The 19,396-nt window shown below is 69.7% G+C and carries 24 protein-coding genes and 3 pseudogenes; 15 read left to right on the top strand and 12 right to left on the bottom strand.

All coding sequences use genetic code 11. From position 1 onward, the window contains the following. Window positions 1-81 precede the first annotated feature (81 nt). Together IE212_RS23780 and IE212_RS23775 are read right to left on the bottom strand one after the other, a co-directional pair. Window positions 82-252, bottom strand: a complete 171-nt coding sequence (locus IE212_RS23780; protein ID WP_190199956.1) for a hydrophobic protein — start codon at window positions 250-252, stop codon at window positions 82-84. A gap of 418 nt (window positions 253-670) precedes the next feature. After that, window positions 671-970, bottom strand: a complete 300-nt coding sequence (locus tag IE212_RS23775; RefSeq protein WP_229864557.1) for an Ohr family peroxiredoxin — start codon at window positions 968-970, stop codon at window positions 671-673. Here IE212_RS23775 and IE212_RS35075 point away from each other — a divergent pair. Then, complete coding sequence (locus IE212_RS35075) at window positions 945-1,313, top strand: winged helix-turn-helix transcriptional regulator (RefSeq protein WP_308430244.1); 369 nt, start codon at window positions 945-947, stop codon at window positions 1,311-1,313. The genes IE212_RS23775 and IE212_RS35075 overlap by 26 nt on opposite strands. Here the strand turns inward: IE212_RS35075 and IE212_RS23770 are convergent. The 4 genes and pseudogenes from IE212_RS23770 to IE212_RS23755 form a co-directional block, all read right to left on the bottom strand. Further along, window positions 1,304-3,184, bottom strand: a complete 1,881-nt coding sequence (locus IE212_RS23770) for a serine/threonine-protein kinase (protein ID WP_190199954.1) — start codon at window positions 3,182-3,184, stop codon at window positions 1,304-1,306. The genes IE212_RS35075 and IE212_RS23770 overlap by 10 nt on opposite strands. A gap of 534 nt (window positions 3,185-3,718) precedes the next feature. Beyond that, window positions 3,719-3,931: pseudogene (locus tag IE212_RS23765) on the bottom strand (IS630 family transposase); the annotation flags it as partial. Window positions 3,932-3,985: 54 nt separating this feature from the next. Next, on the bottom strand, window positions 3,986-4,180 hold the full coding sequence (locus tag IE212_RS23760) for an antitoxin (protein WP_190199953.1): 195 nt from the start codon (window positions 4,178-4,180) through the stop codon (window positions 3,986-3,988). A 421-nt stretch (window positions 4,181-4,601) separates the two neighbouring features. Continuing rightward, on the bottom strand, window positions 4,602-5,462 hold the full coding sequence (locus tag IE212_RS23755) for an immunity 49 family protein (RefSeq protein ID WP_190199952.1): 861 nt from the start codon (window positions 5,460-5,462) through the stop codon (window positions 4,602-4,604). An 88-nt stretch (window positions 5,463-5,550) separates the two neighbouring features. Between IE212_RS23755 and IE212_RS35455 the strand changes: the two genes are divergently transcribed. From IE212_RS35455 to IE212_RS23745, 3 genes are all read left to right on the top strand, one after another. Beyond that, window positions 5,551-5,685: a hypothetical protein gene (locus IE212_RS35455; protein WP_268250790.1), complete on the top strand. Its 135-nt coding sequence runs from the start codon at window positions 5,551-5,553 to the stop codon at window positions 5,683-5,685. A gap of 278 nt (window positions 5,686-5,963) precedes the next feature. Then, window positions 5,964-6,758 (top strand): SCO4651 family lipoprotein, encoded by a 795-nt coding sequence (locus IE212_RS23750; protein WP_190199951.1) that lies wholly within the window; start codon window positions 5,964-5,966, stop codon window positions 6,756-6,758. 321 nt (window positions 6,759-7,079) lie between these two features. Next, window positions 7,080-8,069: an aldo/keto reductase gene (locus tag IE212_RS23745; RefSeq protein ID WP_190200074.1), complete on the top strand. Its 990-nt coding sequence runs from the start codon at window positions 7,080-7,082 to the stop codon at window positions 8,067-8,069. Window positions 8,070-8,344: 275 nt separating this feature from the next. Here the strand turns inward: IE212_RS23745 and IE212_RS23740 are convergent, their stop codons facing one another. Beyond that, window positions 8,345-8,557 (bottom strand): hypothetical protein, encoded by a 213-nt coding sequence (locus IE212_RS23740; protein WP_190199950.1) that lies wholly within the window; start codon window positions 8,555-8,557, stop codon window positions 8,345-8,347. A gap of 70 nt (window positions 8,558-8,627) precedes the next feature. Between IE212_RS23740 and IE212_RS35070 the strand changes: the two genes are divergently transcribed. The 3 genes from IE212_RS35070 (at window position 8,628) to IE212_RS23725 (ending at window position 10,965) form a co-directional block, all read left to right on the top strand. Beyond that, window positions 8,628-8,837 carry a hypothetical protein gene (locus IE212_RS35070; protein ID WP_229864553.1) on the top strand — a complete coding sequence of 70 codons (210 nt, stop codon included), beginning with the start codon at window positions 8,628-8,630 and terminating at the stop codon, window positions 8,835-8,837. 113 nt (window positions 8,838-8,950) lie between these two features. Then, complete coding sequence (locus IE212_RS23730; protein ID WP_190199949.1) at window positions 8,951-9,640, top strand: response regulator transcription factor; 690 nt, start codon at window positions 8,951-8,953, stop codon at window positions 9,638-9,640. After that, window positions 9,637-10,965, top strand: coding sequence for a sensor histidine kinase (locus IE212_RS23725; protein WP_190199948.1), 1,329 nt, complete (start codon window positions 9,637-9,639; stop codon window positions 10,963-10,965). Before IE212_RS23730 ends, IE212_RS23725 begins: the two co-directional genes overlap by 4 nt. 6 nt (window positions 10,966-10,971) lie before the next feature. On the opposite strand, the gene IE212_RS23720 is transcribed toward IE212_RS23725, so the two are convergent. From IE212_RS23720 to IE212_RS23710, 3 genes are all read right to left on the bottom strand, one after another. Next, window positions 10,972-11,856 (bottom strand): CAP domain-containing protein, encoded by an 885-nt coding sequence (locus IE212_RS23720; RefSeq protein ID WP_190199947.1) that lies wholly within the window; start codon window positions 11,854-11,856, stop codon window positions 10,972-10,974. Between the two features lie 292 nt (window positions 11,857-12,148). Continuing rightward, entirely contained in the window at window positions 12,149-12,469 is a 321-nt protein-coding gene (locus IE212_RS35670) for a transposase (protein WP_190199946.1), read from the bottom strand. A gap of 141 nt (window positions 12,470-12,610) precedes the next feature. After that, window positions 12,611-13,216 carry a chorismate mutase gene (locus IE212_RS23710; protein WP_190199945.1) on the bottom strand — a complete coding sequence of 202 codons (606 nt, stop codon included), beginning with the start codon at window positions 13,214-13,216 and terminating at the stop codon, window positions 12,611-12,613. Window positions 13,217-13,905: 689 nt separating this feature from the next. Between IE212_RS23710 and IE212_RS23705 the strand changes: the two genes are divergently transcribed. Together IE212_RS23705 and IE212_RS23700 are read left to right on the top strand one after the other, a co-directional pair. Next, a complete protein-coding gene (locus IE212_RS23705) occupies window positions 13,906-14,712 on the top strand; it encodes a nucleotidyltransferase domain-containing protein (protein ID WP_190199944.1) in 807 nt (268 codons plus the stop codon). A 285-nt stretch (window positions 14,713-14,997) separates the two neighbouring features. Further along, window positions 14,998-15,276 (top strand): GlsB/YeaQ/YmgE family stress response membrane protein, encoded by a 279-nt coding sequence (locus IE212_RS23700; protein WP_190199943.1) that lies wholly within the window; start codon window positions 14,998-15,000, stop codon window positions 15,274-15,276. Between the two features lie 13 nt (window positions 15,277-15,289). On the opposite strand, the gene IE212_RS23695 is transcribed toward IE212_RS23700, so the two are convergent. Together IE212_RS23695 and IE212_RS23690 are read right to left on the bottom strand one after the other, a co-directional pair. Further along, window positions 15,290-15,562, bottom strand: a complete 273-nt coding sequence (locus IE212_RS23695) for a hypothetical protein (RefSeq protein ID WP_190200086.1) — start codon at window positions 15,560-15,562, stop codon at window positions 15,290-15,292. Between the two features lie 181 nt (window positions 15,563-15,743). Further along, a complete protein-coding gene (locus IE212_RS23690) occupies window positions 15,744-16,511 on the bottom strand; it encodes a dienelactone hydrolase family protein (protein WP_190199942.1) in 768 nt (255 codons plus the stop codon). Between the two features lie 223 nt (window positions 16,512-16,734). On the opposite strand from IE212_RS23690, the pseudogene IE212_RS35065 reads away from it, so the two are divergent. The 6 genes and pseudogenes from IE212_RS35065 to mscL form a co-directional block, all read left to right on the top strand. Continuing rightward, window positions 16,735-16,944 (top strand): annotated as a pseudogene (locus IE212_RS35065) (phosphatase PAP2 family protein); the annotation flags it as partial. A 149-nt stretch (window positions 16,945-17,093) separates the two neighbouring features. Next, complete coding sequence (locus tag IE212_RS23680) at window positions 17,094-17,531, top strand: phage holin family protein (protein ID WP_190199941.1); 438 nt, start codon at window positions 17,094-17,096, stop codon at window positions 17,529-17,531. Beyond that, the gene (locus tag IE212_RS23675; RefSeq protein WP_190199940.1) at window positions 17,528-18,007 is read left to right on the top strand and encodes a DUF3618 domain-containing protein; all 480 of its coding nucleotides are present in this window, start codon (window positions 17,528-17,530) and stop codon (window positions 18,005-18,007) included. The genes IE212_RS23680 and IE212_RS23675 overlap by 4 nt, the downstream gene beginning before the upstream one ends. Before the next feature lie 5 nt (window positions 18,008-18,012). Further along, a pseudogene (locus IE212_RS23670) lies at window positions 18,013-18,279 on the top strand (DUF4235 domain-containing protein). Between the two features lie 88 nt (window positions 18,280-18,367). Continuing rightward, window positions 18,368-18,646 (top strand): hypothetical protein, encoded by a 279-nt coding sequence (locus IE212_RS23665; protein WP_190199939.1) that lies wholly within the window; start codon window positions 18,368-18,370, stop codon window positions 18,644-18,646. Between the two features lie 295 nt (window positions 18,647-18,941). Beyond that, window positions 18,942-19,385 carry a large conductance mechanosensitive channel protein MscL gene (gene mscL / locus IE212_RS23660; RefSeq protein ID WP_190199938.1) on the top strand — a complete coding sequence of 148 codons (444 nt, stop codon included), beginning with the start codon at window positions 18,942-18,944 and terminating at the stop codon, window positions 19,383-19,385. Window positions 19,386-19,396 lie beyond the last annotated feature (11 nt).

Below are 19,396 nucleotides of genomic sequence, written 5' to 3'. Positions count from 1 at the left end.
TGACGTGGGGCCCGGCCTGCCCGGCCGGGCCCCACGTCAACCTCTGTTACGGGCAGCGCTCCTCACGTTGAGGATCTGTGTCTACCAGCGGTACCAGCGGCCCTTGCGGCCTGCGCCGTCCGCGGACCGCATGACGAAGCCCAGCAACCACACGATCAGCACGATCACCGCGATCCACCACAGCGCCTTCAGCGCGAAGCCCGCACCGAAGAGGATCAGAGCCAGAAGAAGAACCAGAAGCAGGGGAACCATCGTTATCAACCTCCTGACCACCGGATGCCCTTACATCACTCCTACAAGCACACAAAAGAGGAGTTTCTTTCATGGGATGAAGGGCAGGTGCGCGCCCGCTCACACTTCCCCCTCTCGGGCGTCTGATGCACCGCAATCACACAGTGACGATCACTCAATGCATGGTTGTGACCTGGGGTTTGTCGGCATGGTGAGGGGTCATGCGCACAGTCAGCACCTCGGTACCGGAAACCGAGGAGGGTGAGCAGCGTGTGCGCCAGCGACAAGGCCAGGGTCAAGGCCGAGCAGGCCGCCGGCGAGGCCGCTCTCGAAGCGGCTGTTCCGGCGCGGGGCGGTGCCCCGCCGGGAACCGGGCAGGAAGCTGCTCACACGGGCGTCCACGAAGAAACGCGGCTCGCGAGGTGACGGCGCGGCGATGTCACAGCCGGGTTCCGTTGACCACCAGTGTCACGTCGATGTTGTCACGCGTGGCACTGGAGTACGGACAGACCTGATGGGCCGTCCTGACCAGTCCGACCGCCTGCTCCTCGGTGACCGAGGGCAGCGAGATCCGCAATTCGACGCCGATCTGGAAGCGGCCGCCGCCGACGGGGATCAGTGAGACGGACGAGTCGATCTCCGCGTCGTCCGCCTTTAGCTTGCCGCGCTGCCCGACCAGGGCGAGCGTCATTCCGAAGCAGGCGGCGTAACCGATCGCGAAGAGCTGCTCGGGGTTCACGCCCTCACCGTCCCCGCTGCTGGCCGCCCGCTTAAAACACCTGGAGCGCGAGGGACTGGCGCACAAGATCACGCTTCCTGCGCCCGCTCGCACCCCCGCGTACGCCCTCACCGAGGCGGGCGAGGAACTCGGACCGGCGATCCTCGAGCTGGCCCGGTGGGGCCTGAAGTGGGCGATGGGCGAACGGCGCGTGAGCGAGACGTTCCATCCGGGCTGGGCCGTGCTCGGCCTGCGAGCCTGCTTCGACACAGAGGCCGCGGCCGGACTGCACGCGGTGTACGAGTTCTGCTGTTGGCCAGGACGGTCGCGGCTCCGATGGCGTGGCAGTCGAACTCAGCCATAGGACGAGCGTCTGCCCGTCCCGGCCACCACGGTGGGCCGTCTCGGTCGGCCTACGTCACCGAAGAATCCGCGCAGCACGCGAACCAAGCCCGCCACCGCCGTGAACGGCGCCACCAGTGTGAGGGCCAACAAAGTCCACCACGTGACACTCACGGTGTTGAACGCCCAAGCGCTCATCAGGTCTTCCTCGGTAGCGTCGCCCACCCCCATGACCCAGAACATGGTCTGCGGCACCATGACCGACCACAGCAGCCAGAAGCCGCCGATGGCGGCGGCCCACGTCCGGATGCCGCCCAGGGAACGGCGCCCGAGCCGTGCACGGAAGTACTGCAGTGCTGCCAGTGCGACGATGAGGATCACCGTCAACGGCACCCGCCACCCGTCGTCCTCCATCGCCCAATGGTGCAATTCCAGCCACCAACGCGGGTTCTTGTCCGTCGTCGGATGCTCGCGCGCCTGTGCCTTGAGGGCGGGTCCCACCACCAACAGGACGGTCATCGGCAGCAAGCCGAACAGGCTCAGCAGCGGGTGGCCCAGCAGCCAGCCGCGCACCCAGGGCGCTATCCAGCACTGCTCTGCCGGGTCACTGGCCGGCGCGGTGCGTGCCGACAGCCCCGGCTCCTTCGACGGCGGCCGGGGGGACGGCGGTGGACCCGCGTACGTCGGGTGGGGGAAGCCGGAAGGACTGGCGAAGCCGGCTGGTGTGGCGACAGCGGTCGGAGGTGGGGCGACAGCGGTCGGCGGTTCGACCGTGGGTGGTGTGATCGGGGCTCTCGGGGTCGTGGCTGTGGGCAGGTCTGCAATGGGGGAGCACTCAGTGACCGTCGGCGGAGGTGGATCCGCCGTGACCGCCGCGACCGTTGTGACCGGCGGCGGGTCGGCGGTCGGTGAGACGGCGGTGGCCGGGGGAACGGCATCGACGGGTGCGGTGGCCGCAGTGCCTGGAGGAACCCCGCCCCGGTCATGTCCCGTCCCCGCGTCCCGATCGGCGGCCTCGAGGCTGAGCAGTTGCTCGCTCCTCCGGGCGATCTCCGACGCGATGGAGGCGGGCGGCCAGTGTGCGGGTCCGGCGCCGTGCTCCTCCGTCCAGGCGCACAGTTCCTCGGGGGAGGGACGGCGCCCGGGCTGCTTGGCCAGGCACTTGCGCACCACCGCCGCGAGGTCGTCCGGCACACCGCTCAGGTCCGGCTCCTCGTGCACGATCCGGTAGTCCACCCCCGCTCCAGACCCGAACGGATTGAACCCGGTGGCCGCGAATGCCAGGACCACGCCGAGCGAGAAGACGTCGCTGGCGCCCCGTATCTCCCGCCCCCGCCCCTGCCACTGCTCCGGCGACATGTAACCGGACGTGCCGACAGGAACACCCGTTCTGGTGAGTGCCACGTCTTCGGCGGCGCGGGCGATCCCGAAGTCGATCAGCAGTGGTCCGTCGGCGGACAGCAGCACGTTCGCCGGTTTCAGGTCACGGTGGACGAGCCCGCACGCATGCACCGTGCCCAGGGCCTCGGCCAGCCCCGAGAGCAGCCGCCACAAAGCGGGCACGGGCAGCGGACCATGGCCGCGCACAGCCTCGTCGAGTGAGGGCCCCGGTACGTAGTCGGAGGCCAGCCAGGGCACGGGCGCGTCCGGGTCGCTGGTCAGCACCTGCACCGTGCCCGGCCCGGAGACCACCCGCGACGCACGGACCTCGCGCTTGAACCGTTCCCGGAAGCCCGGAGAGCTGACCCACTCCTCTTTCACCATCTTGACCGCGATCCACTTACCGGTGGGCGACCGCCCGAGATACACACGGCCCATGCCGCCCGCACCCAGGCGGCGTAACAGCTGGTACTCGCCCACCTGCCGCGGATCGTCGTCGGTCAACGCCTGCACGCTCAACACCCCCGACACCACAGCGCACTTGGACGATGTGCGAATCGTGACACCACCGCGTCACTCGCGCCACCATCCAGGCGGCCCGACCACCCGGCGGACACGGCGCGAACGCCGTCGCCTCGGGACGCCGTGCCGCCATACATCCCGAGGGCCGGTCAGCGGTCGCTTCAGCTCACGAACCATTCTGCACGGCGACCGGATCGCCGACTCGTACCGTCCTTGGTTCGACCACGTCCCGGTACGCGCCGAGGCACGACAACCGGCCCAGTTCGAGCACTGGTACACGGTGTTCGCGGGCAACCGCCCGCATGATGCCCGGGTCGGCCGGAAGCGGCACGGGTCGAAGTCTCCGGCGGGATACAACGTCCGCATCCGGGTGAGGGCGGCCGTGGTCGACGACTGGATGGTGCTGGGATCGGCGGAGCTCCTGCGGCCTGGGTTGGGCACCCCGCCTTCCGGCTGGTCAAGTAGCCCAGACAGCTTCGCTGCGGAGGTGGTGCTGGGACCTGGAACGTTCGCCAGGTCGCCTGATCATGCGGCGAGAGCGGGTCGGCCGCCCCAGCGGATGCCTTTCTCGCTGCGGATATGGGCGCGTTCCTTGCGTTGGGCGACCAGGACGTCATGGTGGCGGGCATTGGCATTGCGCCAGCGGAGGTAGCCGTGCAGGGCCCCGGTCTGCACGGTGTGGTTGGGGTGGTTCGAGTTGGCGACGGTGAACTGCCGCAGCGGTCCGAAGTGCGCTTTCGGCACACTGGCCCCCGGCATGGTGAACCGGGGGCCAGTGGTCGGGCGTGAGGGTCAGCGCTCCGTCGTGCCGCTGCTTCCGTAGGAGCGGCGCACAGCCTCGGCGCCCTTGTCGGTCTGGGCGGCGTACTTGTTGCCCGTCCGCTCATCGACCAACCGCTCGGCGCCCGCAACACCCTTGTCGGCCTGGTCCGGATGGCCCTTCGCCATCTCCTTGAGCTTGCCCGCCATATCTCCCAGCTTGCCCATGGGTACCTCCCACGATCGAGCGTGCGTTGTACTCAACGTACTCAACCGCAGGTACCCCCCAGGCCCCGCCCATCACCCCCAGGCGCGAAAGGCACGTCGATAGGGGCCGTCGCTGCCACAGGCACAGGAACCCTGGCCTCGTTCCTCCGGCGCGCTGGCGGCGCCGGTGGTCGTCCCGCCTGCATGCGGCTTGCGCATGAGCTGGGGGCCACTGGAAGCTGACTGCGAAAGACACGGCCTGAGGCTCGGCGCTGGCGGGGCTACGGGGTCGCAGGGCGTTGAGATCCGGGCAGATGGCGGTCGGCGACGTGGGGCAGGGTGGTCTTCCGTCCTTGGCTGTCGCACAGACGTACGCCCTGCCTCAATGGGGAAGATCACGCCCCTCACGCCCGTCACACTCATGCCCCGTCCCTCGGGTGGCCTACTTGGCGGCCCAGTAGCCCAAGTTGTTCCGGTTCCCCTCCGCCGCTCGGCGCGGCGCGTCCGGCGATCCCAGCAGACCGTGCGGCAGATACCCGGACCGGACACCGAGTTCCCACCCATGGACCTGGACGGCGAGGCAGGCCAGGGCGAGGGTGCCGAGGGGGAGGAGGGACCGGGGCGCGGGATCACCGGCATCGTCCTCGACGCTCTCCCGGTACGCGACCAGCCGGGCGATGAGGGAGTCCTCGAAGGCGTTCTGGTCGTCGTCGAGGAGTACGCGGAGCAGCCGCTGGTCCGCGCTCAGCGCGTCGCCGACCTCGTCGAGCCGGCGGGCGGCCTCCGCGCGCTCCCCGGCGTCGGGCTTGCGCAGCGGAACCGTCGGCCAGTCGCGGGGCAGATGCCCGGCCGCTTCGGTGAGATAGGGGCACAGGGCGTCCACGGCGGCGAGGTCAGCGGGGTCGGAGACGGAGGTGTACCGGTTGTAGGGCACGCCGTCACGGATGGCGGGTGCGTAGTCGCCGCGCAGCAGCAGCCCGATGCCCCGCTCCCAGTCCCACACATGCCCGCTGACGACACACATCTCGAACATGTCGAGCCAGGTCCGCGCGGTGGGCGCCTCCTTGACGACGTCCCGGAAGGTGATGGGCCCGTCCCCGAACTCGTCGTCGTCCGGGTCCGTGCTGATCCGCTCCCCGACGAGGGGGAACCGGAGTTCATGGTCCCCGTTCGGGAAGCACATGATGCTCAGCACTCCGTGCACACACTCCGCGGCGGTGACGGCGACCGTGCCGGCCGCAGCGTCGAGCCCCGGCTCCGTCACCGTTCGCGCGGCGACATGGTCGAGCAATTCGTCCGCCATGGCCCGGATCAGCGTCGGCGAGATGCTGTCGTACCGCGTTATCAACGGCCACTGACAGCACTAGTGCGTTCTCCAGGACGCTCTCCTGGTGCAGGCCGTGGTCCAGGGACGAGCCCAGCCGGCTAACGACACGATCGTCATCGACGACGAGGACTCACTCGAGACCCAGGTCGGTCGGGAACGCGACATCCTGCGCAGGGCCGGACGCGGCGACCACTCCTGACCCGCGAATCTTGCACGCCTTCGGTCGGGGGCGGCACAGTCGCCCCCCGCCAAAGAACGCTAGGCGCCCCGCCATGTCGTGCGGCGGGGGCCGGGTGTTGGGCATGTGGATCACCGTGGTCACGCCGACTGGATGAGGGAACGAGGCGGCGGCGACCTCCGACCGAAGGGACAGGGCGTCAAGGCCGAAACTCTCGGGCCCTGCAACCGGTTTCGTGCGACGATCTACAGGCCCTCTCGGGCTCCACCCTGCCGCAGTTCCGATTCCCCGGAGAGTTCATGCGCCGCGCCCACCTCCTCTCAGCTGCTGTCCTCCTGCTGTGCACAGCCTGTTCCGGTGGTGCGGACAGTGACGCGGAGGAGAGTGCGGAGAAGAGCATGGATCACGGGGCGGCCGTGCGTGCCGCGATCGAGAGGACGAGCGCGGACAGCGCCCGCGTGGACGAGAAGATCGAGCTGAAGTCTGCCGACAGCCCCAGAACTTACGTGTTCGCGATCGCCGGCGCGTTCGACCTGGCAGGTGACAGGGGCCGGCTAACGGTGGATTTTGAGGACAGTGGCATGGACCCCGTCGAGGAGGTCTTTGTCGGCGACACCGTCTATGTGCGGGGCTCGCGGGAGGTGGGCGAGGACAGGTGGGGCTCGGCCGTCCGCAGCGAGGCGCTCACCCGCTATTTCCTGCGGGCGCCGTTGAATGACCCGGAGCACCTGCTGCGCCAGGTGAAGGCGATGCGGCAGGTGTCGAACGAGGGCAAGGAACAGGTGAATGGCGCCCCTGCGGTGCACTACCGGGGCACGATCGACCACGCCACCGCGACGCTCCGGATGACGGCGGAGACGAAGCGAGGGCTGAACGACCTGCGCGAGAAGCTGGGCGACGACATGCCCGTCTATGCGGACGTGTGGGTCGATGGGAAGGGGCGCGCCGTTCAGGTCCGGCTGTCCTGTTTCGGCGGTGTGAAGGCCATGACGACGATGACGCTGTCGAACTTCGGGACGCCGGTGAAGGCCAAGGCGCCGTCGGCCGAGCAGATCGTCCCTGTGACGGCGGGTGAGGATGTCCTACTGGCCTGAACCGGGGGGCCTGGCACGGGCTCCTGGGAGACGTCAGGCCAGGGGTCGGCGGCGGGGGCGGCGCGGAACGCTCGGGCTCGGCCCGGACGGCTTGCGCCCGGGGCGAGCGCGCCGTGCCCGACCAGGAGCCAGGCCTTCCTCACATCTCACTTGCAATGGAGTGCGCTCGAAGTCATAGCGTCGAGGACGCAACGGCGCACGAGGCTGTGTCAGCGCCCGCTCCTGCGGAGATGCCGGGTGCTGGCATCTGTGCCTGGATGGACGGGCAACTTCGTGCCGCCCGAAGGACGATCAAGCATGCAGGGAAGGCTGGGACACGACATGCAGAAGCGCAGTCTGCGGGAATTGCAGGTATCGGCCATCGGCCTGGGGTGCATGGGCATGTCCGCCTTCTACGGAACCGCCGACGAAGAGGAGGGCGTCGCGACGATCCGGCACGCCCTCGACCTCGGCGTGAACTTCCTCGACACCGCGCAGATGTACGGCCCGCTCACCAACGAGTCCCTCGTCGGCGAGGCGATCCGGGGGCGCCGTGACGAGTATGTGATCGCGACGAAGTTCAACTACCGGATGGACGACGCTGTACCGGGCGACATCAGCACGGTCGGGCCGCAGGACGGCTCGTCCGAACACGTACGCAGCTCCGTACACGGCTCCCTGAAGCGTCTGGGAACCGACCACATCGACCTGTACTACCAGCACCGGGTCGACCCGAACGTGCCCATCGAAGAGACGGTCGGCGCGCTGGGCGAACTGGTCGCCGAGGGCAAGGTGCGCTACATCGGTTTGAGCGAGGCGAGCGCCCAGACCATCCGGCGTGCGCACGCCGTGCACCCGATCACGGCCGTGCAGAGCGAGTACTCGCTGTGGTCGCGGGACGTGGAGGCCGAGGTGCTGCCCGCCTGCAGGGAGCTGGGCATCGGCTTCGTACCGTACTCGCCCCTTGGCCGCGGCTTCCTCGCCGGGCGGTTCACCTCGCCGGAAGACCTGGACGCCAGCGACTGGCGCCGCCAGAACCCGCGCTTCCAGGACGCCAATCTGGAGGCGAACCTCCGGCTGGCGGCGAAGGTGAGGGAGATCGCCGCCGAGAAGGACGTGACGCCGGCTCAGCTGGCCATCGCCTGGGTGCTGGCCCAGGGCGAGGACCTGGTGCCGATCCCGGGTACCAAGCGCCGCACCTACCTGGAGCAGAACGCCGCCGCCGTCGACGTCGACCTGGCGGAGGACGACTTGGCCCGCATCGAGTCGGAGCTGCCCGAGGCGGCCGGTGAACGGTACGACGAGGCAGGCATGCGGTCCGTCAACCGGTAGGCGAAGGGGGCGGCGCGCACATCACACGGGGGCTCCGTAGGGAACACGGGGTGGTCATCGATCTCCTGAGCGGGGCTGTGCGATGTGAGCTTGCCCCGGCACACATACCTCGGGCAACGGCCTCCACGCGGTCAGCCTCATGCCGGAGTTCCCTGGCCTTGCCCAGCCACATCCGCTCGTCGTCGGTTCGCGGCCGGCCGTGAACGGAATCATGCTCGGTGTCCTCACCTCTTCAGGACGAGCCCGGCGAGCAAGGCATGTTCGCTCAGGGGGAGTCACCACGACACCTCACGGACGTCGGCCCGGCTCTGCGGCTGGACCGTGGCGGTGATCTCCGACCGGTGGCGGCTCGCCGAAAACGTCACCGTGAGCGTCTGCGCCTCGGTCCGGCTCGTACTCACCGTGAACCCCCGGTTCGGAACCGCCGAGATCAGGCACACCGCGTCGTCGCCGAACCGCACGGTGGCCTTGCCGCCCTCGGACGGCACCGTGTAGACGCCGGCGCCGCCTTCCTGGCACCCCGAGCCGTCCGCGCCGGTCGGTGCCCCAGGGGTACTGGTGCGGGCGGTGGGTGTCGGCGTGGGCGTCGGGCTGGGACCGGCCGCCGGCTCGCTGCCTCGGGGCGGGGGGCTGGGCCTTCGGCTGCTCGCCGACGGACTCGGGGAGGGCTTCGCGGTGGTGGGGCTGGGCCGCGGGGACTTCAGAGGCTCACCCGGCGCGGACTGCGCGACCGGCGCGGTCGGCCGGGTCGACCCCACCACGAAGTGAATCGTGAGGATGACGGCGGTGACACTGGCCGCCGTGCAGGCCAGCCATATAAACAGGTAACGCAGGAGGCGGGACACGGCACCATAGTGACGGACCGGCTAACGTGCCTGCTCATGGCCTCTGTACTTGTCGTCGAGGACGACCCCGTCATCCGGGCCGCGCTGATCGAGGTCCTGACCGGGCACGGTTACGCGGTCAGGACCACCCACCAGGGTTTCGAGGCGCTGCGCGAGATCACCCAGAGCCCGCCGGACATCGTGGTGCTGGACCTGGGACTGCCCGATCTCGACGGCCTCGACGTGCTGCGCATGATCCGGGGCATTTCCCGTGTGCCGGTCCTGGTCGCCACCGCCCGTGACGACGAGAGCGAGATCATCCGGCTGCTCAACGCGGGGGCCGACGACTACCTGGTCAAGCCGTTCTCCGGCGGCCAGCTCGCCGCCAGGCTCGCCGCCGTGCTGCGCCGGTCCGTGCCCGCCGACGTGACTGCGGCTCGGCGGCCCGTCCTGCAGGTGGCAGACCTGCGCATCGACCCGACCGCGCGCACCGCCCACCTGGCCGGCCGGGAACTGCCCCTGACCCGCCGCGAGTTCGATCTGCTCGCCTACCTCGCCGCCCACGCCGACCAGGTCGTCACCCGGCAGCGCATACTCGCCGACGTGTGGCAGCAGCCGTACGTCGAGGACCAGACGGTCGACGTCCACCTCTCCGCGCTCCGCCGCAAGATGGGCGAGAAGGCGCGAAAGCCCCGCTATCTGCGCACGGTTCGCGGCCTGGGCATCAAGTTGGTCAGCTCGCCATGAGACGTGCACTCGCCGGGATCGCCCTGGCCGTCACCTCGATGGTGGCCCTGTCCTTCCTCATCCCCCTCGCCCTCCTCGTGCGCGAACAGGCACGGGACCGGGCCACCACGGCCGCCGAGCAGCGGGCGTCCGCCCTGTCTCCGGTGCTCGCCCTCACCACCCGGCGCGCCGACGTGCAGCAGGCCGCCGCCGAGCTCGGCTCCTCCGACCAGCTCGTCGTGCGTCTGCCCGATGGCGGCTTCGTCGGCACCCCGCGCGCGCCCCGGGAGGCGCTCGACCGGGCCGTGCGCGGGCGTGAGACGCTCGCCGTGGACACCGCCGGCGGCTGGGTCTACCTCCAGCCCGTCGTCCTGCAGGGCGACCGGGTCGCGGTCGTGGAAGCCTTCGTGCCCGCCGCAGACCTCACCCGGGGCGTGGCCGCGTCCTGGGGCGTCATGGCGCTGCTCGCGCTGGGGCTGGTCGGCGGCTCGGTACTCGTCGCCGACCGGCTCGGCGCCCGCGTCGTCAGGTCATCGCGCAGTCTCAAGCGCGCCTCACTGGCTCTCGGCTCCGGCGACCTGGACGTGCGTGTCGAACCCGACGGCCCGCCCGAACTGCAGGAGGCCGGTGCGGCGTTCAACACCATGGCCGACCGTGTCCTCGACCTGCTCGCCGTGGAACGCGAGCTGGTCGCCGACCTCTCGCACCGGTTGCGCACCCCGTTGACCGCTCTCTACCTGGAGGCCGACCGGATGGGGTCGACGCCCAGCGCCCGGCGGGTCGCGGAGGCGGCCGTCCAGCTGGAGAGCGAACTGGACTCGATCATCGCCGCGGCCCGTACACCGCTGGCGTCGGCGCGGTCGGCCCGTGCGGCGGCCGGCGCGGCGAAGGCGTGCGACGTCGCCGAGGTGGTCGCCATGCGCCTGGACTTCTGGTCGGTGCTCGCCGCCAAGCAAGGACGACCCTACGAGCGCTCCCTCACGCCGCGATTGGTGCCCGTCGCCTTCCCCGAGGATGACCTTGCGGCCGTCGTCGATGCTCTGATCGGCAATGTCTTCCGGCACACCCCGGAGGGCACCGCCTTCGCCGTGCGCGTGGAGCGGGCGGATCGGCACGTGTTGCTCACGGTCGACGACGCGGGACCGGGCGTGGCGGACCCCGACGCAGCGCTCACGCGGGGTGTGAGCGTTGGCGGCTCGACGGGGCTGGGCCTGGACATCGTGGCCCGGGCGGCCGGCGCGGCGGACGGCGAACTGACGATCACCCGGGCGCCATTGGGCGGCGCCCGGGTGAGGGTGTCGTTCGTACTGGCTGACGCGGGCGGGGCCGGCGGCGAGATACGGTGACCGGGGTCAGCGACCGGCGCCAAAGTTCTGCGTCCACCAGGGGCCGCCGTCGCCGAAGTGGAAGCCCACGCCCAGCTCCTTGAAGGAGCAGTTGAGTATGTTCGCGCGGTGTCCGGGGCTGTTCATCCAGGACTTCATCACCGAGGCTGCGTCCGCCTGGCCCCGGGCTATGTTCTCGCCCAGGGTCGACCACTGGTACCCCGCGGCCTCGACCCGGGTCGTCATCGTCGAGCCGTCGGGACCGGTGTGGGACATTACGCCGCTGCTCGCCATGACGTCGCTGTAGTCGTCGGCGGCCCGGGTGAGTCGGTCGTTCGCCGTGACCGGCGAGCATCCCGCCGCGGCCCGCTCCTTGTTGACCATCGCGAGCACTTGGGCCTCGAACCCGCCACCGGACTCGGAACCCGACCCGGAGCCCGATCCGGAGCCCGATCCGGAGCCCGATCCGGTGTCGCCCGACCGCATGCCGCCGGAACCGTTCGCCGCCCCGCCGCCGCTGCTGCCCTTCGCCGTCGTCCCCGCGGGTGCCTTCGACTCGGGGACAGTCGTTTTCCGTGCACGGGGGGCAGGAGTCGCCGATTGCTTCTGCTTCTGCTTCTCCTTCGCCTTCGCGCTCGGCGAGCTGCTCGCCGTGGTGCTCGGGCTCGCCGAAGCGGAGGCGAGCGGCGCCGCACCGCCGGCGGCGTCCCCGGCGCCCGGCGTCCTGTCCGTGCTGTTCGCGACCACCCGGTCCGACGCGTCGCCGTCCTTGCCGCTGACGACGGCCACGGTGATCCCGACGCCCGCGATCGCAGCGACGGCTCCCATGGCCAGCGCGGGACCGCGCGTCTTCGGCCCACCGCGGGGGCGGGCGTGGAGGCGGGACGAGCGAGCGGTTCGGCGGGAACCCATGCAGGACACCTCGGTCTGTCGGTCGGCTGACTCGGCCCCGTGTCCGGTGGCCGCGATCGCGACCACCGGACCTGTGGGGGGTGTTCGAAAGCCTAGGACCCGGACAGGGCGGAGACTTGTGTTCGAAGGTCATCTTCAAGAAGCCTTAAGAGAGCCGCCAAAGTCCGCTGAGGAACGGTGGAAGCGTCCCGGCCTGTCACGCGCCAGCCTGGTCTCCACCGTCCCCTCAGAAGGCCCAGGGCATCGTGGCGCCGAACAAGGCGAGCGGACGGCCCACACCGGCGCAGGCCTGTCAGGCCGCCTCGGGAGCGTCCGAGGGCCGGACTGCGGAGCCCCCTTTTCGAGCCCCCGCGGCATGTTGACGGGCACGGACGATGGTGGAGTCGAGCGACATCAGACAGTGGATGTCGCCGACGGCGACTGCGTTCGCCTGGGCGGCGCGGAACATCCTCTCGAACGTGCCGTGCGCCGCCCACCGGCGAAAACGGGGGTGCAGCCTGGCCCACGGTCCGTACCACTCGGGCACATCCCGCCAGGCCGTGCCCGTACGTAACTTCCACACGATCCCGTTGAGGCCCCTGCGGTCATCCAGCCGCTTGCGCCCAAGCAACACGACACGGGCAGCAAAACGAACTCCCCCTCGGCATCGGACAGTTCTGGGCGACGTATCACCCGATCACGATCCACCATTCAAGATCATTTGAAGACACGCGTACGGGAATTGCACGACTTGGCCCGGGCGCGGAAGCACATCTCAGCCCTCGCACACCGATGGCAGGGCTCGCCCCAGCCCTTCCACGTGCAGCGTGTCCAGCCGGTGCCCGTAGGCCGACCATACCGCCGCCATTCGCAAACGCGGGCCGCACGAAGGCCGCGCCCGCAGCCCCTCCGTTTCCCGCAATGCGGTCAGCAGCGCCGTGGTGATCCGGTCGAGCGCCGGTCGCACCTCCTTCACGAGGTCGGGCCGCTCGGTCGGCCGCTCCTCCGGGTGGGCGTCCCAGCGGGCGTAGAGGCCGCGCTGCACCAACTTGTTGGCCTCGATCTGGTCGCGGAACACCGCGGTCACGGCGTCGGGGTTGAGCCCGAGGCCGACGGCCCTCGCGGCGACGTCGTCCAGGATCTGCCGCTCGCGCACCGGATCGTCGATGGGCTTGTCGGTGCCGTACTTGGCGGCGGCCACCTTGTCGGCCAGCAGCAGCCGCTCGGCGAACAGCTCGGTCACCGACCCGAGGCCGGGGGCGAGGCTGGCAGCCCGTGCCGGAGTCGACGGCACCGCGGTGGCCGGGGCGGCGCCGACGAGGGTGACGGCCGCCGTGGCGCAGACGGCGACGAGGGCGGACCGGAGTATCGGGGGGCGCACGTGGGTTCCCTTCCTTGAGTGGAGCGGCGCCAGGTCGTCGCCCGCTCCGTGCAACACCGTATCGACCACGAGCCCGACTCGCCGCGTCAACCGCTGGGCAGCGCAAATGAGTTGCGGCGTTCACGCGCCTCTGATCGTCTACGACCGCACCAAGACCTCGTCCCCGCCGGCCGTACCCCTGCGTCGCGGTGCCGGAGGAGCGCGGCATCGGCGTCTTTGAGGATGAGGCCGGACGTCGATGACTCTGCCATGGGCCGGAGCGGGGAGTCGGATCGGCCAGACCCCGGTTGTGCGGGTGCGGTCCGCAGCCCATTTCATACCCCGAGAGCGGTCCTGTTGCAGAGGGAGGCAGGCGCGGGGCGTCAGGGGGCCGTCCGGTCCAGCGACGCCCCGCACCAGCCCAACTCATGAACGACTCCTCAATAGATGCTGCGAAGGGCGAGGACATCGCCCTTGCCGAGCGCCCTGGCCTTCGTGTCGCAGGTGAACGAGTTGGTGTACATGGTGAGGTCTTCGTGTCCCGAACCGACGTGTCCCAGTCCGAAGACCTACCCGGCCTCATGAGTACCAACGGAGCGGATGTCGTATTTGTTCGCCAGCCATCGGCCAGGTCCACGAGCAGGCCACGGCGACGTGGTTGCCCTAGATGGGAAGTTGGCCTTCGCGCCGACCGAAGGCACAGTGGCCTCATGACTGAACGAGGGCTGAACCGCGATGGAACGATCGCACGCGAAGGCACATTGGACCGAGTGCCGGCAGCGTTCGTCCCCGTCGTCGATGCCGCCCGCGCTCACATCACCGAGAGGTTCGGCAGACAGAGCCTGCACAGCGCCTACCTCTATGGCAGCATCCCCCGTGGCACCGCTACCCCCGGCCTCTCCGACCTCGACCTCCAACTCGCCCTTCACAACGAGCCCACCGAAGCGGACCGGGTTGACGCCAAAGCGATCGAGGCCCTACTTGACCGTGCATTCCCGCAGATCGACGGCGTCGGGATCCTGCTGACCAGCACGCGGGTTCTGCTCAGCGACGTCGAACGTCACGATGGCGGGTTCTTCATCGCCTGCCTCTGCACCCCGTTGCTGGGCCCCGATCTTGCAGAACAACTGCCCCGTTACCGCCCCACAGCCCTACTCGCGCGGGAGACCAACGGTGACCTGGCCCGCGTGCTCCCAGGCTGGCGTGCCAAAGCAGCCGAAGCCACCACGGACGCCGATCGCCGGGCCCTTAGCCGTCTCGTCGGCCGCCGCATCGTCCGCACAGGATTCACCCTGGTCATGCCTCGATGGGGCGGCTGGACCAGCGACCTCGAACAGTCCGCCGAGCTCTTCGGCCGCTACTACCCCGAGCACGTCGAGCACATGCGTGTCGCCGCATCCATTGGCCGTGCGCCGTCAACCGACCCGGCGGTGCTCGGGATGCTCATCAACGACCTCGGCCCGTGGCTCGCAGCCGAATACACAGCCGTGCACGGCGAGAAAGTCCCGCGTCCCTGACGGGCAGGGCCGGGCCGTTTCCACGATCACCGAGTACCCCAACAGCCTCGATCTGACCCCGTAGATGCTGATGGTGGAGGACTGGAGCAGATGGCAGACGGCCGGCGTCGACGTGGACAGCTCCGAGCACGCGGACCGTCCGCGGGACTTCTATTGACTCCGCGCTCTCTGATCGCGGCTTACCCAGGAGCCGGCACACCGGGTACGAACAAGACGTTTGTTCGGGCGCGATCGGTGTACACGATGACCTGACAGAACCTTTACATCACGAAGCGGAGAGGCACCATGGGCATCATCGCGTGGATCATCATCGGCCTGCTCGCCGGCGCCATCGCCAAGGCACTGATGCCGGGCAAGGACCCCGGCGGCATCGTCATCACCATGCTCATCGGCATCGCCGGCGGTCTGCTCGGCGGCTGGCTCGGCAAGGTCATCTTCGGCGTCGACTCCATCGACGGCTTCTTCCACCTCTCCACCTGGATCGCCGCGATCGCCGGCTCCGTCATCCTGCTCGCCCTCTACCGCCTCATCACCGGCAACCGGCGTTCGCACCGTCACGCATGACCGGTTGAAGGCATCACGCCTCCTGACACACCTGGACGGCTCCCTTCCCTGTTCGCAGGGCGGGAGCCGTCAGCGTGTACGGACGGGCCCCCCAGCGGCCAGCCCGCCGGTTGCTGTCACCCAGGTACTGCGCGTCCAGCCGGCGGCGATCGGCGAGGCGGCCGCGGCCTGTGCTCTTCCCAGTGCCGACGACCTCGGGGCGGCGAACCGTGACCCAGTGCACCGGGTTCTCGGCATAGCTCTCGATACAGCCGGCATCGGACGCTCCGGTCGGCATGATGGTCATGTCGAGCGCGACCAGAAGCAGATGCAGCGGGGGAGGGGTACACCGGATGCCAACCGGAGTAGCTGAAGGCGATGCCGTCGTGGACTGCATTCCGGCTGGCGAGTGAGGTAGGGGCTGCCTGGATGTCGCTGGCCGGCTCCGGCGGGCCATGAGGTCTGCCAAAGCGATATGGATCAGACTGTCAGTGCCCGGCGCCAGCATGCTTACCTGGGACATGCCCCAGATCCTCCGTCACGGGCAGGCACTCGGCGAGCAGGTCGACGACGTCGCGCCAGGCTCGCTGCGCGTGCCGTGGGTGGTAACCGACGCCGGGGACCGTGGGGTGGTCGACCGGCGGGTGGTGAAAGGCGTGCAAGGCGCCGCCGTAGACCGCGAGGCGCCAGTCGACGCCTGCGGCTTGCATCTCAGCGGTGAACGCCTCCCGTTGTGCGGGCGGCATGATCGGGTCTTCCGACCCGACGCCGGCCCACACCGGGCAGCGAATACGCGCGGCCTCGCCCGGTCGGCCCGTGGTCAGTGCGTTGACTGTCCCGATCGCGCGCAGGTTGACGCCGTCGCGCCCGAGTTCCAGCCCGACGGCGCCTCCGGTGCCGTAGCCGATGGCGGCGATCCGGTCGGGGTCGGTCCGCGGTTCGGTGCGCAACACGTCGAGCGCAGCATGGCCGATGCCCCGCATCCGGTCGGGATCAGCGAGCAGCGGTATGCAACGGGCCAGCATCTCCTCGGGGTCGCCCAAATAGCGCCCGCCGTGAAGGTCGAAGGCCAGCGCTATATATCCCAGCTCGGCGAGAGCGTCGGCCCGGCGGCGCTCGACGTCGCTGAGCCCCATGCCCTCTGGTCCGAGCAGCACCGCGGGCCGGCGGTCGACACCGGCCGGGAGCGTGAGGTGCCCGATCATCGTCAAACCGTCCGCCGGGTACTCGACCGTGCGCGTCGTAATCGTCGTCACGAGGCGGGACTGTAGTGATCACCGAGCCCGGTCCGGCCGTTCTTCTGCCGCTGGCAGAACAACGCGCGTGTCCCTCTGAAATACGGGGCCGAGATCTCGAACGGCGTGTGCAAGCAGGTGCCCGACCGGCCGCGGCCGCCGAAGGAGTGGTTCCCCCCACAACGAGGTCGACGACCGCCCCGACTCCTCCTCCTTCCCCTCCGGGCACACCGCCGCCGCGGGGGCCTTCACCGCCGCCGTGGTACCCACGTGGCCGGCCGCCGGAGCAGCGTGTGCCGTACCGGCAGCCATGGTGGCGCTCGAGCGGGTGCAAAGCGGCGCCCACTACCCAAGTGACGTGGCCACCGGCGCCGCCATCGGCCTGGCCTGCGCCTGGCTCACCCGGCGCGCTCCGCGCCTGATTCTGCGTCACTGTCCCTGGCAGGTCGGGTGAGAGCCGGGCGGACTGGCGGAAGCAGCAGCACACTGGCAATACCGCCCGTCCTGAATTCGCCTGCTCGGGGTACTCGCGCCCTCATCGGATGGTCGGGCGCATGACGCAGTCCGGCCCGCGGGAACTCAGAGGGACGGGAGGTGACCGCCATGTCGAGCACGCAACCGCACCATGCCGGGCCCGGTCAGAGCACGGACCGCTCCGGTCAGGAGCCGGTGGGCGAGCTGGTGCAGCGGGCCTCGCAGCAGCTGACTGAGCTGGTGCGCGGCGAATTGCGCCTGCTACAGACGGAGATGCAGGAGAAGGGCAAGCGCTACGGCAAGGGCGGCGGTCTGTTCGGTGGCGCCGGCGTGGTCGGCTTCCTGATGGCGCAGGCGCTGGTTGCCACCGTGATCGCCGCGCTGGCGGTGGCGCTGCCGGTGTGGGCAGCTGGGCTGATCGTCACGGCGGTGCCGGGTGTGATCGCCGCGGTGATGGCCATGAGTGGAAAGAAGCAGGTCGACCAGGCCGCGCCGCCGGCGCCCGAGCAGACGGTCGAGAACGTGAAGGCCGACGTGGCCGAGATCAAGGAGAGTGCCCACCGATGACCCAGCCGCCTCACGACGAGCCCACCGCCGCCAGCCCCGAGGAACTGCGCGAGCAGGTCGAGCAGACCCGGACCGAGCTTGGGGAGACGGTCGAGGCGCTCGCAGCGAAGACCGACGTAAAGGCGCGCGCCCAAGAGAAGGCCGCCGAGGTCAAGGAGCAGGCCGCAGCGAAGGCCGGCGAGCTGAAGGAGCGGACAGCCGTCAAGACCGGGGAACTGAAGGCGAAGGCCGCCGACCTGGCCCGCCAGGCACAGGACCGGGTGCCCGATCCGGTCAAGGACAAGGCCGCCCAGGCCGCCAACCAAGCTCGGGCGAAGGCGGCCCAGGCCGGCCAGCTGTGGGAGGAGAAGGCGCCCAACCCGGTGCGCCAGAAGACCGCCCAGGGGGCGCAGCTGGCACGGGACAACCGCAAGGTGCTGCTCGCGGCGGGTGTGGCCGTCGTGGTGTGGCTGGCCTGCCGCCGCCGGAAGGGATGAGCCGGGTGAAGGCATCGAGAATCGCCTACAAGCCGGTCGGTCTCGCGCTCGGCGCCGTCAGCGGCATGACCGCGGGAGCGCTGTTCAAATAGACGTGGAAGATACTCGGCCACGACGACGACGCCCCGGACGCCACCGACGAAGAGCGCTCCTGGCGCGAGGTGCTGCTCGCCGCCACGATCCAGGGCGCAATCTTCGCCGGAGTCAAGGCGGCCGTCGACCGCGCCGGCGCCACCGTCGTTCGCCGCCTTACCGGAACCTGGCCCGGCTGACACGCATGAAGAGACGGGATGGCCGGTACGACACGGATACCGGCCTCCCGCTTCCGGACCAGTACCCGCACGAAGGACGCTCACAGCCATGTCCGATCAGCACGCGGCTGCCGCGCTGACCGCCGCAGCAGTCATCGCCGCAATCCTGGTCGCCCGGGCAGCAGCCCTCCACCAGGGCGGCCGAACACAACGCGCCCGCGCTGCTCACCCGCCGCGTCGCCGCAGCACACCCGACGCCGACAAGTACAAGGCCCCATCACCTCCAACCGCGCTTTCCGACGACACCTCCTCCGCCGTACGAGAGGCTGAGCAGCACGTCCGCCACTGCTGGCAGCAACTCCAATCACGGGTCGACCCGCCCGAGTGACCTGAGCGCGACACGTTAACGGGGAGGTACGGGCAGACTGCCGCACCGGGTGGCGCCTCCAAGCACGGTAATCAGCATGGTCGTGGCACCGATCGAGTCATGACGCCACGCACCTTGTGGCCGACAACCGACGGCCGAGCCCAGACGGACGACACCAATGCAGAGGACGGCCTCGGCGAGCCGGCGGCACCCGTGGTGCCGCCGCGCAGCAGGTATGGGTGAGACGTGGCAGGGCATCCGGGGTGAGGAGCCGGAGTGTCGCCCGTCGACGTCATGGACTTGAAAGGGTGTAAAGGTGAAGGGCTTCCGCAGCTTCATCCTGCGCGGCAATGTGGTCGACCTGGCGGTCGGCATCGTCATCGGAGCGGCGTTCACCGCCGTCGTCAACGGCTTCGTCAGCGCCTTTCTGACCCCGCTCGTGGGGCTGGTCACCGGTGCCACCGGCGACATGGCCCGCAAGACCTTCACAGTAGGCGCCACCAAGTTCCCCTACGGAGCCTTCATCAACGCGGCCATCAGCTTCTTCCTCCTCGCCAGCGCCCTGTACTTCCTCGTCGTACTCCCGATCAACAAGCTGCACGAGCGTCTCGCTCCCCACCACGATGTCCAAGCCCCCAAGCGGGACTGCCCCGAGTGCCTCAGCCCCGTCCCGGCCCAGGCCCGACGCTGCGCCTCCTGCACCGTCCCCCTGCCCGCGGTACCCGCCCAGGCAGAGGAGACAACCCAGCGGGCCGGGTGACCGGACCTCTG

This window comes from Streptomyces djakartensis, assembly GCF_014651075.1.
Classification (GTDB): Bacteria; Actinomycetota; Actinomycetes; order Streptomycetales; family Streptomycetaceae; genus Streptomyces; species Streptomyces djakartensis.
Note: the sequence above shows the minus strand (reverse complement) of the source record. Positions and strands in the feature narration are given on the sequence as shown.

What these genes read in the sequence shown, in the direction of transcription:
- IE212_RS23750 (WP_190199951.1), top strand. Translation starts at nt 5,964, where the DNA reads ATGCGCCGCGCCCACCTCCTCTCAGCTGCTGTCCTCCTGCTGTGCACA.
- IE212_RS23745 (WP_190200074.1), top strand. Translation starts at nt 7,080, where the DNA reads ATGCAGAAGCGCAGTCTGCGGGAATTGCAGGTATCGGCCATCGGCCTG.
- IE212_RS23700 (WP_190199943.1), top strand. Translation starts at nt 14,998, where the DNA reads ATGGGCATCATCGCGTGGATCATCATCGGCCTGCTCGCCGGCGCCATC.
- IE212_RS23725 (WP_190199948.1), top strand. Translation starts at nt 9,637, where the DNA reads ATGAGACGTGCACTCGCCGGGATCGCCCTGGCCGTCACCTCGATGGTG.
- IE212_RS23760 (WP_190199953.1), bottom strand. Translation starts at nt 4,180, where the DNA reads ATGGGCAAGCTGGGAGATATGGCGGGCAAGCTCAAGGAGATGGCGAAG.
- IE212_RS23705 (WP_190199944.1), top strand. Translation starts at nt 13,906, where the DNA reads ATGACTGAACGAGGGCTGAACCGCGATGGAACGATCGCACGCGAAGGC.
- IE212_RS23675 (WP_190199940.1), top strand. Translation starts at nt 17,528, where the DNA reads ATGACCCAGCCGCCTCACGACGAGCCCACCGCCGCCAGCCCCGAGGAA.
- IE212_RS23720 (WP_190199947.1), bottom strand. Translation starts at nt 11,856, where the DNA reads ATGGGTTCCCGCCGAACCGCTCGCTCGTCCCGCCTCCACGCCCGCCCC.
- IE212_RS23665 (WP_190199939.1), top strand. Translation starts at nt 18,368, where the DNA reads ATGTCCGATCAGCACGCGGCTGCCGCGCTGACCGCCGCAGCAGTCATC.
- IE212_RS23680 (WP_190199941.1), top strand. Translation starts at nt 17,094, where the DNA reads ATGTCGAGCACGCAACCGCACCATGCCGGGCCCGGTCAGAGCACGGAC.
- IE212_RS23755 (WP_190199952.1), bottom strand. Translation starts at nt 5,462, where the DNA reads ATGGCGGACGAATTGCTCGACCATGTCGCCGCGCGAACGGTGACGGAG.
- IE212_RS23695 (WP_190200086.1), bottom strand. Translation starts at nt 15,562, where the DNA reads ATGACCATCATGCCGACCGGAGCGTCCGATGCCGGCTGTATCGAGAGC.
- IE212_RS23730 (WP_190199949.1), top strand. Translation starts at nt 8,951, where the DNA reads ATGGCCTCTGTACTTGTCGTCGAGGACGACCCCGTCATCCGGGCCGCG.
- IE212_RS23780 (WP_190199956.1), bottom strand. Translation starts at nt 252, where the DNA reads ATGGTTCCCCTGCTTCTGGTTCTTCTTCTGGCTCTGATCCTCTTCGGT.